This is a genomic window from Peribacillus frigoritolerans, from assembly GCF_001636405.1.
Classification (GTDB): domain Bacteria; phylum Bacillota; class Bacilli; order Bacillales; family DSM-1321; genus Peribacillus; species Peribacillus frigoritolerans.
In genome coordinates, this window is sequence record NZ_KV440950.1 from 1,354,129 (window position 1) to 1,366,678 (window position 12,550).

The following is a 12,550-nucleotide window of genomic DNA, read 5'->3' on the forward strand; positions in this document are numbered from 1 at the left end:
ATGCAGCGGGTAGCTAATGAATATATAGAGCAAACGATGGAATGGGAGGAATCTATCATGGAGGTTAACCAAAGAAAAGTAAATAGTAATGAAAAAGAAATTACATACACACATATTGAAACCGGAAGTCCGGCCGTTTGTTTTATGTTTTCGGGTGCGGGGTACACGTATGAGAAGCCGCTATTCTATTATTCGACGATGATCATGCTTCAAAATCAGTATGATGTCGTGCATATTCATTACGCCTACGACCAGGATATATTCAAGCATCCATTGGTGGATATCACAAAAGTGATCGTTAATGATATCAATCCCGTCATTACGGAAGTGCTTCAAAATCATGAATATCAAGGAACTGTGTTTCTAGGCAAATCACTTGGCACCATCCCCATCATCAACGGAATCATGAAAAGTGAGCGGTTTACGAATGCCAAAATGATTTTGCTGACGCCGCTATTGAAGTTCGATTCGATTTTTGATGGGGTATTGAGCTGCAATCATTCAGCACATATAGTTGTTGGTGAAAAAGGTCATCATTATATTCCAGATAAAATTCAAGCGATTGAAAATAAACCGAACATAAGCATGAATAAAATCCCGCATGCAAATCATTCCTTGGATATTGAACCTTTCGATACTTCAAGGACGATCATCGTGCTGGAAGGTGTAATGAATAGAATGGAAGAGTTTTTAAAAAAATAGGCTAGCGAAATACAAAAGGGTTCAATCCGGGGGTTAGCGGGTGGAGAATGTTATAATAAGAGTATTGTAGTTTGGGGTTCTGAAAGGAGAAATGATGGTGGGAACCAATACATTTCATTCAATTGATGAATATATCATACAATTTCCCGAGGAAGTTCAGGAGATATTAAAAACGTTAAGAAAAGTCATAAAGGATGCAGCACCGGATGCAGAAGAGAAGATAAGTTATCAAATGCCTACCTTTGTTTTATATGGAAATCTAGTACATTTCGCTGCCTATAAAAAACATATAGGATTCTATCCAACTCCAAGCGCGATCTCTGCGTTTGAATCTGCCTTATCTGAATATAAATGTTCAAAAGGGGCCGTTCAGTTTCCACTAAACAAGCCAATTCCTTATGAATTAATAACCGAGATGGTTATATTTAGAGTGGAAGCGAACAAAAAGAAAAAAGCAGTAGGCAAATCTCAAAAGAAAAAATAACATCGATTATTATCAGAATTCACAAAATGCTTAATATATGAGAGTATGAGCTGCCAGGATTTAAGGACCGAAAGAGAAAGGTGGAAATAATATGTTCAAAAAATTATTCAGTAAAAAAGAAAGTGTGGAACAACTGCTTGCTCCTATAAACGGACAAGTAATAAAAATAGAAGATGTTCCGGATCCGGTGTTTTCCGGGAAAATGATGGGGGACGGAATAGCGATTCTTCCTGAGGAAGGGTTGGTCGTATCTCCAATCGATGCAGAAGTGATCCAGGTTTTTCATACTAAACATGCTCTAGGCCTCCGTACGAAGAATGGCATAGAATTGTTGATTCATATTGGATTGGAAACAGTTAACCTTAAAGGCGAAGGATTTGAAGTCCATGTCGCAGAAGGGCAAAGGGTAAAAGCAGGAGACAAGCTTGTGACATTTGATATCGATTTTCTAAAATCCAACGCTCCAAGCATCGTTACTCCGATCGTTGTCACGAATGGCGAGCTGGTTGAAAAACTGGAAAAAACAAATAATACACAAGCAACTATTAACGATACGGAGATCATGAGTGTTTATCTGAAGTGAAAGAAAGATTCCATGATGACCTCTCCTTTCAGGCTGCAAGCAGGAAAATCGAAAATTGCAGCGAATAGTAGGTGAGTGAACAAATAAAATCAAGCGAGGGTGAATTGGATGGGAGTTCAAGCAGAAAAGATTTTTGTAAACTTGCCTGTTAAAGATTTGGATGCCTCAGTAGAATTTTTCACAAAGGTCGGTTTTGAGTTTAACGAGCAAATGACCAATGAAAATGCGACATGCATGGTTATAAGTGAGTCCATATATGTCATGTTGTTAGTGGAAGACTACTTTAAAACGTTTACCAAGAAGGAAATCCCTGATTCTGCAGCGAGTAAGGAAACCATCGTCGCCCTGTCCGTTAAAAGCAAGGAAGAAGTCGATGAGATCGTGAATAGGGCACTGGATGTTGGCGGAAAGCCTTTCAATGAAGCCATTGATCATGGTTTCATGTACGGTTGGAGTTTTCTGGATATCGACGGGCATTCTTGGGAAGTATTTTACATGGACGAAAGCGGATTTAATCAAGAATAAAAAGCAAGGCACAATCCTTCACGAAGGATTGTGCCTTTTCTAGCAATCTTAGCTGAATTTCATTCATAACAATACGGGGCTAATGTCTTTCCACTTATAAACCAATAGGTTCAATTCAGCACCAGCAATTTTGATTTTTTCGGTTTTAAGCAATTCAGCACCAAATGCCTCATAGAAGTATCGAGATTTATTATCTTCAAGCACCTCTACGAAAATTGTCTTGAATCCCAGTTCTTCGAATTTAAAGAATAATTCTTTGATGAGTTTCTTACCTATTCCCATTCTTTGTGAATTTTCGAGGATATATATCGCAGTTAAATCGCCCGAATCCTCAACTTGATTCGTCTCCCTTTTCCCTCCGCATATAAATCCTACTATTTTTCCTTCGTTATTTTCTGCGACATAAACATGATTTCCATTACTAGTTATATTCTTTATCCATATGTCTTTCCTTTTCTCATAAGAAAGTTCATCTAAAAATTCACTCGGCATTATATCTTTATAAGTGGTCCGCCAGCAATCCACATGGACTTTCGCTATCCCTTCCGCATCAGCCAACGTCGCCTCTCTTATTAGCATAGTGTTTCCTCCTTTTTTAAGTTTGCTATACTTCCTATTTTTTACTAATATTATCCAATTAGCAACTAATTGGCCCGAGATATTCCAATAATTAACTTTGTATGTTACTATTTCCTATAGTTTGTTTAATGTGAGAGAAGGAATGAGATGAAACAGATTTTCCGTAGTAAAATATTTTATTTAATAAGCTTCTTGACTATCTTGGGGGTTTTGCTGGTTTTTAATAATGACGAAGAACCGACTGAGAAATTAACTGACGATGAATTTTTTACAAATTTAGCGGATGGAAAAGTGACATTAATAGAGGTGGAGCAGCGAAAAAGTGTGATAGAAATAAGCGGTCGGCTGGCAGGGTATAAAAAGGATCAATACTTTGTCGCGTCTGTCCCAAATAGTGAAACTTCGCTAGATAGAATGAATAATGCTGCAGAGGAACATGATATAAAAAATGGAGTTTACACCATACAAAGAGGCAAGCGGATGGGTCACCCTGTTTACAACGACCATTACGTTCATGATCATTTCCTTCCTGTTTTTAGTCTTATTACTATTTAGAGTTATAATAAAAAGATAGTTTTCGACGATATATTCCCATTTTCGGAGATAAAACTGCAAGTTTCGTCGATATTTCTATTGAGTTATGGCTTCTGCAAAAAAAGAGATAAACCTTTAAAATGGTATTGAAGATTGCTGAATAGTTTGATAGAATAAAATAAATGAAAAAGACTATGTGCAACTGGCGAAACACGGATAACCGTGAGGGAACACATAGTGTCGTAGCCGTTCGCCTGGGCAGAGGTAAGGGATTTTATCCCTTGCCTCTTTCTGTATATTAACAGATAGTAAAGGTTTAAAGTTAATATTTTGAAATTTCAAAAACATCATAATCAAAAGAGGAGCTAACAAAATGAGCACAATACTTTTAGAAAAAGTCAAAACGATCAAAGCGTTAAATAATATTGCCGAAAGCGGGCTGAATGTTTTCAATAAAGGCGATTTTAAAGTCGACAATGATAGTGAAAACCCTGATGCGATCGTTCTTCGCAGCTTTAATATGCATACTATGGAATTCGGCGATCAGTTAAAAGCAATCGCAAGGGCAGGGGCTGGAGTCAATAATATTCCGGTCGACAAATGCACTGAGCAAGGAATTGTCGTTTTCAATACACCTGGGGCTAACGCAAACGCTGTAAAAGAAATGGTGCTAACGACATTAATGGCTTCATCTCGTAACCTTTTTGCCGGTGTGGCTTGGACAAAGACGCTAGAAGGCGAAGGGGAACAAATTCCGAAGCTTGTCGAAGCAGGAAAGAAACAATTCGTTGGTAAAGAAATCAAGGGAAAAACTCTTGGCGTAATCGGTTTAGGAGCAATCGGTGCACTTGTAGCGAATGACGCGCTTGATTTGGACATGGATGTCATTGGCTTTGACCCGTTCATCTCTGTTGATACAGCTTGGAACTTATCCCGCAATGTACAGCGCGCCATGACAATTGAAGAATTGTTTGCAGAATCTGATTATATTACAGTACACGTTCCATTAACTGACGACACAAAAGGAATGTTTAACCAAGAAACATTCAGCATCATGAAGCCGGGCGTACATATCTTGAATTTCTCACGCGGCGAGCTAGTGAATGAAAATGATATGCAAGCTGCACTTGAAAGCGGAAAAGTAGGCAAGTTCATTACTGACTTCCCGAATGAAAACGTGTTGAAAATGAAAAATGTCGTTCCAATTCCGCATCTTGGTGCCTCTACGCTAGAATCAGAGGAAAACTGCGCCATCATGGCAGCTCGTCAGTTGAAGAACTTTTTAGAAACAGGGAACATCAAGAACTCTGTGAATTTCCCGAATACTTCCCTTCCTTTTACAGGAAACCGTCGTGTGGCAACTTTCCACGAAAACGTTCCGAACATGGTTGGGCAAATCACGCTGGCTGTATCAAGCTTTAATTTGAACATCGCTGACATGGTTAACAGAAGCCGTGGGGGATATGCATATACGATCATCGACATTGATGGAGAAGTAAACGGCGATATCATTCCTGCCTTGGAAGATCAAATCAAACAAATCGAAGGCATCGTTACAACTCGTATCATCTAATTGGAACCAAAATAAAACTGATAAATAGTGAAAGCCTCAATTCCTTTAAGGAGTTGAGGCTTTTTTAGGCTTTATTAATGATTTTGGAATAAATATTGGGGTGGTCATACTAAACATGGCTCACGTGTTAACAACCTAGGGATTACAACGGACTCAGCCTGTGGGCAGCTCGATACATTCAGCTGAAGTCAAAACGTCTTCTATCACGGATTGCTTTAGCTTCGAAATTCTCAAAATCCGTCATGCTTTCCTTCTGTGTTATCTTCATAATGTACAAAAAACATCAAGTAAATTGCGAATAGGAGATGCAAATAAAGTGGAACATCTTTATCACTTTGAATGACAACAAATATGTACATTCCATATAGCAAAATGGGAATGCTTAAAAGGATTCTGTGCTTAGTCACATGTCATACCCCCAGTTATCCTCAAATATTAATACTTGAGCCACTTGAAAACCCTTTTCTGCTAGAACATCTGCTAATTTCATAGCTTCACCCTCCTAATTAACCAAATATTCTGTCACTTCTATTGATACAATAGTATGAAGTACAGGGAAAATGCTGTCAATCCATATTCCCATTTTTATGATCGGCTTCATAACCTATCTACCAAAATAACTATCTCAAATAGGCAAAACGATACCAAGACGGGGAAGCATTGCAATCAGCTGAACGCCAGTGAAGCAACGTGCTGCGAACCTGAATCAATGGAATCACTTGTATGCCTCCTTGCCTACGTTCACTTCCGCGCATCTAAGTAAAAGAATGCCCCTAATCCAGAGACGATTATCTATCTTAAACACCCTGTCTACAAAAAAAGGATGACCCTATATTGTTCTTCCCAAAAAATTCTGGTGCTGATGAAGGAAATTAGATGTTAAAAAAGCTCCAACAGGAGGCAATTGCCCGGTATAAGCATTGCTAACAGGAAATTGATTCAGAGCTATATCTGTAGTGGCAATCCACGATCCAGACTCACCTGCTTGCAGAGAGGGAGGTTTCATAAGAAAACGTCCTTGAAGAATGAAATGCCGAATTCTGCTCTGTTGATCATCGATTATGGTTAAGTTGCCAGAGAATGTGGCATAAGGTGAATCAAATGCGATTTGTTTGGTGTTTTCATTCCAAAATCCATTAATCGGAATGGGTCTGCCGCGAAAATTAACCGTACCAACCACCCTATTATCTATAATGGAATGAATGGAAAATGTGCCCCAAATAATCGTTCTGCCAGCTATTGAAGAGTGGATACCCCATATAGATGGGAATGGAAAGGTAACCGAAGCAGTTCCCTGTGAAGTTACCAATGCTATGCCCTCCCTTAATGTTGTTTATGTTCCGAGGAAGATTCCTTGTTTAAAGCAGTATATGCAGCACGAGCAGAATAATTTAATAAACATAGGTGAAGTACTGTAAATGCATTCTCTCAGATTCAAAAAAAACCCGATTTTCAATTGAAAACCGGATTTTTTATGAATTTTTAATGATGATGTTCATGACTTTCTGCTTTTTTTTGGATTCCTTTTTGCAAGAATTCCAATTCACTTTCAGACAGTTTTCCTACGATAAATTGTTTTTGAGGCATAATGATTGAATCATCGTTACTAGCATGTACTTTTATATAATATAGGCCATCACTATCAAAGTTTTTACTTAAAGTATAAGTACCATTTCCCTTTTCCTCAGCCTGTTCCATACTATATTTGAGCGAGCCATCTTGTTTCCATATCTCAAAATGAACAAAATCTGCGTTTTCAACCATTTTACCACCTTTAGTAAGCACAGCCTTTATGGTCTCCTGTGTATTAGCTGAAAAGGATGCTGGTATAATTATTTCGGCTTCAAGCGGTGTTTCTTCTTTGTATAGATCAGTGACATCCTTTTCAAGTGAACACGCACTTAGCAATATGCTGAAAATAAAGATGAAAGAAATGCATATATTTTTTTTCACGGCAAAAGCCACCCTTCACATTTCGAATTAGGCATTCAAAAAATTTTTGACTGCAGATATTTTTTTAATAATCAACCAGTCGATTAGCCAAACAACAATAAGAGACAAACCAACCAAAGGAAACAAAATTCCAAGGCCTATTAACAGAAATAGAAAGAGTTTTATGTTCTTTATTTGAGGAGCTTTTGGTGCACCTAAGCTTTTTTTCGGCTTTCGCTTCCACCATAAATAAAAACCGCTACATGCAACAAACATGATTCCTAAACAAATAAGAAGGCTGATGATTTGATTAATCAAACCAAATTGAGTCCCCTTGTGCAGGGTAATTCCCCAAGCAACTATTTTCCCTATTAAACCGTAATGGTCATAACGATAATCAGCTAGAACTGCACCGGAATATTGGTCAATATGAATGGTCGCTTCATCTTGGGCTTTCGCTGGAAAAGCTGACAATGTATAAACGCCCTCTGTTTCTTGTGGAATATTAATGCTATAACTTGGATGCATATCTTCACGATTTGCTATCGTAACTACATCATCAATGGAAAGTGGGATAAAGCCTTGAATATCTGAGAGTGGTACATCTAAATTTTCTGCTGCCCAGGGAACATCTGCAATGTCTTTTGTCTTAATTGAGGAAGTTGGAGCACTTCCTGTCCATATGGAAGGAGGATACCCAGATCCGGAGTTGGTAGCTAACAATTGAAAGTTATTTCCCCAAAAACCTGACCAAGGCAATCCTGTCATGATTAAAAATAACATGCCTGCAGTTATCCAAAAGGCAGGTACTGCATGTAAATCTCTTCTGAAAATATGTTTCCCTTTTTTTAGTCTTGGAAAAAGAACACCAGAAAGGCTTTGATTCTTTTTGGGATACCATAAATAAAGTCCAGAGACAATTAACACAACTGCCCAACACGCAGCTAACTCTACAATTCTATCTCCTAAGGTACCAGCCATCAGTTCACCATGAATTTCCTCGATTTTATCCATGATTCTGTCTTCATCATTTAACTCTCCAATAGATTTACCAGTATACGGGTCCATGAAAATCGTAAGAGACTCTTTATTAGAAGTGATGCTTACTTCACTCGAACGAGATGCATTTTCTCCGGGATGATACTTTGTCACCACTGCATCAGGGTATAGTTCCTTCACATTCTCAATCTGCTGGGATGCCGGCAATCTATCTCCTTGAGGTGTAACCGCTTGGTAGTCTTGATAAAGAAATTGTTCAATCTGCGGCTTAAATAAATAGATTGAGCCGGTAACTGCCAGAATAATAAGTAAGGGTGCAAAAATGATTCCAGCGTAAAAATGCCATCTCCATACTGTTCTATACAGAGAGGTGTTTGGTTGTTTAGTTTCCATTTATACAGAACCTCCGAGTCGTATTCTTATATAGATGATAAAAGAAAATTGTGAGAAAAATATGAAATTTATTAAAAAAAGGAAGTTTGTATTTGTTATAGAGTAGAAGTCATATCAACTAAGAAGAACAACTGTAACTAAGGAGTGAACTCCCTGAGAAAGAGTTAGCAAACAGTGGGGCAGGGAGGAATGGAGGGAAATGAGGTAGTTGCGGCGAAAGTAGTCTAGAGAAATGTGTTGAAGATAGGATGAGCAGCAAATGTGAACGGATCAGATAAACAGCTATTGAGCATGAGAGCGGTTTGATAAACGATATGATAATAGATCGTAAAAAAACATGAAGGAGTGACGCATATGCATAAAAAAGGTTGTTCCAAATTGAAGTGTCAGTGTTTCATCGTACCTAACTATATTCTTGAGAATTTGGCACAAAATGAAGTGGAGGAAGCACGGATCAGTTTAGCGAAAAGCCGTCAAATGCGCAGGCGCAGAATATTGAAAGAATACGATATTGACGGTGTTGTCGCACTGACGGATGCAGGATCTGAACGTCAAGGTGAATCTGCCCGTCATGTTTACGATTGCAAGGGAGGAACGAAACTCCGGGAGAATGAGGCTAGGAAAGAAGGAGACCGATCAAGTGCAGATCCTATTGTTAACGCTGCATATGATTATAGCGGAGTTGTGCGTGATTATTTCAAGGATGTTTTGCACCGTAATTCAATTGATAACCAAGGTCTTGATCTCATTCTGAACGTTCATTATGGCAATAAGTTCACGAATGCTTATTGGGACGGAGATGAAATGGTATTTGGTGACGGCGATGGGGTCATCTTTAGCAATTTTGCCAATTCACTCGATGTAATTGGACATGAATTGACACATGGGGTTACGCAGTTCACAAGTGGATTGGAGTATGAAGGTCAGTCCGGGGCATTGAACGAACATCTTTCAGATGTGTTTGGAGTTGCCATAAAACAATTTCACTTAAAGCAAACTGCAGGAGATGCCGATTGGCTGATCGGTGCTGATATAATGGGACCGACACTGAAAGGGCAGGCACTCCGTTCGATGAAGGCACCAGGTACGGCATTTGACAATAAGTTAATGGGTAAGGATATTCAGCCTGATCATATGAAGAACTTCTATAAGGGAGAACGTGATAATCATGGTGTCCATATCAATAGCGGCATACCAAACAAGGCCTTTTATCTAGTATCCATGGAAATTGGAACGGACAAAGCGGCCTTGATTTGGTTCAATGCGATGCAGAATTTATTTGCGACGGCGAATTTCAATCAATTCGTGCAAATCGTCATCAAGGCAGCGCAAAAACTTGTTGATAGCGGCGATGTTACGAAAACAGCCATCAAGACAATTGAAAATGCTTTTAAAGCGGTTGGAGTGCCTGAGTAGAAATAATCCATGAATAGGAGGCTTCATCTACCATGCATATCAAATTTAGCTGCATAGGGGGATTTGCCAACCTCGACTTGAATTTCGGGATAGATACGGATGAATTGCCGAAAGAGAAGTATGAGGAATTGCAGAACTTAATGAAACATGCTGACCTTCATAATGCTGCCCAAAGTAAAATGGTAAAAACGCAAGGGTTCGACTCGTTTTCATACCAGCTGGATATAGCCGATGAAAAGAAGAAGCAGTCTTTCTCATTCACAGACACAACAGCTCCAGAGGAAGTCCGGCCCTTATTGGATTATTTACGGAATTTAGCAATTGAAATAAAGCTGGCAGAATAACTACGTCAAAAAAGTCTATCATTCAGATAGACTTTTTTTGACGAGTCGTAAAACTTCACAAAAATGTCATTTCGTTTCACTTTTATCTGGATTTTGGCTGTTTGTTCTCTAAATGGACACAAAATAGAGATCTGCAGTAGCAAATTTGAAACGGAAATTAAAGAGTATAGCCCTTTGATGAGATTTTGTAAAGAGTTAGCCAATCAAACAGGTAAAGCAGTCACAAAAGGGAACCAATTTTGAAAGAGGTAATACAAGAGCGGTTTTACAAAAAAAGCATAAAATAGGATAATGGTCGCAGAGAGGTGAAGTGAATGACATATCAAGAAATAAAAGTGACGATAGCCGGAAACAGCCTTACCCAATTCGGGAAAAGAATATTAATTTCGCAGATTCAATTCTCGACATTGGAGGCGATATTCGAAGTCGATGAGGCGGTTCAAAGAAAGCTTGATCTCAATCGAAGGACTGAAATCAGGGAGTTCATCATCGATTCTGTATCGGAAGGGGACTTTTACTTTTCCCCATTCATCTTCTCGAGCAGGGGAGCGATCCAAGAAGTGCCCGTGGGCGGGGAACTGCCACCAGGAAGTAAAATATACATACTTGACGGTCAGCATAGGACCTACGCCCTCATTTCAGCCATCAGTCACCTAAGGGCACGGAAGGAAACGGAAGAAGAAATCGGAAACTTTCCCGAAGCGGCAAAGCTCCAAAACCAAATTGATAAGTTGAAAACCTATCCGGTCACGATTCAAATCTATTTAAATCTGGAAACGCATGAAGAAAGACAGCTATTCAATGATATTAATACGAAGCGAAAAGAGCCGCATAACGGCTTGGTGATGAAGTATGACCAGCGCGATGAATATGCAGAACTAACACGGAACATTGCCAGGATATTAGAAAGTAAGATGGAGATAGAGGCCACCCTTTCGAGGATCACCGTGAGATGTACGGCGCTGACTACGCTGACGATCATGAGGCGCTGCCTTATTGCTTTATTTGAAGGAAACGTCACCGCGAAAACGGGTAAAGCCAATTATGTTGATATGACCAAAGCCGAAATCATCAACACCGCGACCGCGTTTTTCGAGTCATGGCTGGAAATCTTTCCGAAGAAGATGACAGACCGGACTACATTCACTTCAGGGTATTCCGGCATTCAAATAGCTCTTGCCCAAACGATCCACCAACTCCGTAAACATCATGAAATCCCCTATGAAGAAGCAATAAATCATATGCTGCATTTGAAGAAAGCCTGTACTTGGAAGCATGATGATGCCCTTTATTCACACATTTACGACCCCTTGAAAAAAAGAGTCAAAAACCATTCGACTACAAACGCCATCCAGAAAACGGCTCTCGCGTTCAAACGAAAAATAGAACAAGAAGGAGGATGGCTGCATGATTCTAGGTGAATTGGACCGGAAAAGAAGGACGATGGTTTCCTGCTCCATCATTGAGCTGGTCCATATGTATCGCAACGGTCAGATTGCCACGAGGGAAATCAACCAGCTGCGGGTCCGGTCGATCAAAAACTATCTTTTGGACAATGCGTTAACGAAAAATATCTACCTGCCGCCGCTTGTTGCCAGCAGCAGGGAAGGAGCAGCCCCTAATGGAGATCCCATCGAACTTTCGATCATCGACGGAACACAACGAATAGCGGCTTTCGCGCAATTGGAGGACAGTATCCTTAAAGCGTTAAAGAAAGGTGAAGAAAAGGTGAAACTAGCATACGAACTGGATTCACTCATGAAGGACAGCTCGATTGCGATCCAAGTATTTGAAGGGCTAACAAGAGCGGAAGAATCCCAGCTCTACCTGGATCTCAATCTAAAAGGGAAGAAAGTGGCCCTTTCCAAACGGATATCATTCGACTCGCGAAACAACCTCAACGTCATTACCAATCAGGTGCTCCATACCCATCAATCGCTAAAAACAGCCGGTGTCGAACTTGAAAAGCGTTCCATCAATCGTCCAGCCAATAAAAACCTCTTATCGCTATCGCAATTAAGGCAGGTCATCGGCATCTTCATGACTGGGAAGGCACACGTAAACATCGAAGAGAAAGTATCCCAAAGTCCGCTATCGAACAGTGAATACATCACACTCATTCATCTCTATCTTAATGAACTATTCGACATATACCCGGCAGGACAGATGGGTGATTACACAAAATGCATGCTTGCCAGTTACCCGCTTTTCATTGCCGTTGCCCTTTATGTCAATGACAAAATGGAAAACCAGCCAATCGAACAAAGACAACAGCTGATTGCCACGAGAATGTCAAAATTGAAAGAAGTGGACTGGAGCCCCGATAATCCCATTTGGAAGGAGTTTAAAGGAACATACAAAGGGCGGCCGCCATTATTTCACCTAAGCAAAGATAAAAACAATATCGAAGAGCTAGTACGCTGGCTGTATAGCTGTTGAGGAGGTGAGGGGAAATGTGATAATGAAAAAGTGAAAAAACCCCTAGG

Annotated in this window: 15 protein-coding genes and 1 riboswitch; of the genes, 10 read left to right on the forward strand and 5 right to left on the reverse strand. The window is 39.8% G+C overall.

Annotated features, from left to right (window positions below):
* The first annotated feature begins 57 nt into the window (after positions 1-57).
* The 4 genes from A6755_RS06700 (at position 58) to A6755_RS06715 (ending at position 2,294) form a co-directional block, all read left to right on the forward strand.
* Positions 58-702 carry a hypothetical protein gene (locus tag A6755_RS06700; protein ID WP_063592470.1) on the forward strand — a complete coding sequence of 215 codons (645 nt, stop codon included), beginning with the start codon at positions 58-60 and terminating at the stop codon, positions 700-702.
* A gap of 94 nt (positions 703-796) precedes the next feature.
* Entirely contained in the window at positions 797-1,186 is a 390-nt protein-coding gene (locus A6755_RS06705; protein WP_134402096.1) for an iron chaperone, read from the forward strand.
* A 91-nt stretch (positions 1,187-1,277) separates the two neighbouring features.
* Complete coding sequence (locus A6755_RS06710) at positions 1,278-1,769, forward strand: PTS sugar transporter subunit IIA (RefSeq protein WP_048687174.1); 492 nt, start codon at positions 1,278-1,280, stop codon at positions 1,767-1,769.
* A gap of 108 nt (positions 1,770-1,877) precedes the next feature.
* Positions 1,878-2,294: a VOC family protein gene (locus A6755_RS06715; protein ID WP_063590183.1), complete on the forward strand. Its 417-nt coding sequence runs from the start codon at positions 1,878-1,880 to the stop codon at positions 2,292-2,294.
* Between the two features lie 63 nt (positions 2,295-2,357).
* Here A6755_RS06715 and A6755_RS06720 read toward each other — a convergent pair whose 3' ends face one another.
* Complete coding sequence (locus tag A6755_RS06720; protein ID WP_063590184.1) at positions 2,358-2,873, reverse strand: GNAT family N-acetyltransferase; 516 nt, start codon at positions 2,871-2,873, stop codon at positions 2,358-2,360.
* A gap of 147 nt (positions 2,874-3,020) precedes the next feature.
* On the opposite strand from A6755_RS06720, the gene A6755_RS06725 reads away from it, so the two are divergent.
* Both A6755_RS06725 and A6755_RS06730 read left to right on the forward strand, forming a co-directional pair.
* Entirely contained in the window at positions 3,021-3,428 is a 408-nt protein-coding gene (locus A6755_RS06725; protein WP_063590185.1) for an ATP-dependent metallopeptidase FtsH/Yme1/Tma family protein, read from the forward strand.
* A gap of 167 nt (positions 3,429-3,595) precedes the next feature.
* A riboswitch (ZMP/ZTP riboswitch) is annotated at positions 3,596-3,674 on the forward strand.
* Positions 3,675-3,780: 106 nt separating this feature from the next.
* On the forward strand, positions 3,781-4,980 hold the full coding sequence (locus tag A6755_RS06730; protein WP_034304108.1) for a phosphoglycerate dehydrogenase: 1,200 nt from the start codon (positions 3,781-3,783) through the stop codon (positions 4,978-4,980).
* A 230-nt stretch (positions 4,981-5,210) separates the two neighbouring features.
* Here A6755_RS06730 and A6755_RS26960 read toward each other — a convergent pair whose 3' ends face one another.
* The 4 genes from A6755_RS26960 to A6755_RS06745 form a co-directional block, all read right to left on the reverse strand.
* Positions 5,211-5,387 carry a hypothetical protein gene (locus tag A6755_RS26960; protein WP_156404343.1) on the reverse strand — a complete coding sequence of 59 codons (177 nt, stop codon included), beginning with the start codon at positions 5,385-5,387 and terminating at the stop codon, positions 5,211-5,213.
* Between the two features lie 422 nt (positions 5,388-5,809).
* Entirely contained in the window at positions 5,810-6,289 is a 480-nt protein-coding gene (locus A6755_RS06735; RefSeq protein WP_063590186.1) for a hypothetical protein, read from the reverse strand.
* Between the two features lie 173 nt (positions 6,290-6,462).
* Positions 6,463-6,933: a FixH family protein gene (locus A6755_RS06740; RefSeq protein ID WP_063590187.1), complete on the reverse strand. Its 471-nt coding sequence runs from the start codon at positions 6,931-6,933 to the stop codon at positions 6,463-6,465.
* Positions 6,934-6,960: 27 nt separating this feature from the next.
* Positions 6,961-8,304, reverse strand: a complete 1,344-nt coding sequence (locus tag A6755_RS06745; protein ID WP_063590188.1) for a PepSY-associated TM helix domain-containing protein — start codon at positions 8,302-8,304, stop codon at positions 6,961-6,963.
* A 354-nt stretch (positions 8,305-8,658) separates the two neighbouring features.
* Here A6755_RS06745 and A6755_RS06750 point away from each other — a divergent pair, with 354 nt between their 5' ends.
* The 4 genes from A6755_RS06750 to A6755_RS06765 all read left to right on the forward strand — a co-directional run bounded on the left by A6755_RS06750 (position 8,659) and on the right by A6755_RS06765 (position 12,503).
* Entirely contained in the window at positions 8,659-9,720 is a 1,062-nt protein-coding gene (locus tag A6755_RS06750) for a M4 family metallopeptidase (RefSeq protein WP_063590189.1), read from the forward strand.
* Between the two features lie 32 nt (positions 9,721-9,752).
* Positions 9,753-10,064, forward strand: a complete 312-nt coding sequence (locus tag A6755_RS06755; protein WP_063590190.1) for a protealysin inhibitor emfourin — start codon at positions 9,753-9,755, stop codon at positions 10,062-10,064.
* A gap of 314 nt (positions 10,065-10,378) precedes the next feature.
* Positions 10,379-11,485 (forward strand): DNA sulfur modification protein DndB, encoded by a 1,107-nt coding sequence (locus A6755_RS06760; protein WP_063590191.1) that lies wholly within the window; start codon positions 10,379-10,381, stop codon positions 11,483-11,485.
* Positions 11,472-12,503 (forward strand): DNA sulfur modification protein DndB, encoded by a 1,032-nt coding sequence (locus A6755_RS06765; RefSeq protein ID WP_063590192.1) that lies wholly within the window; start codon positions 11,472-11,474, stop codon positions 12,501-12,503. The genes A6755_RS06760 and A6755_RS06765 overlap by 14 nt, the downstream gene beginning before the upstream one ends.
* Positions 12,504-12,550: the final 47 nt, after the last annotated feature.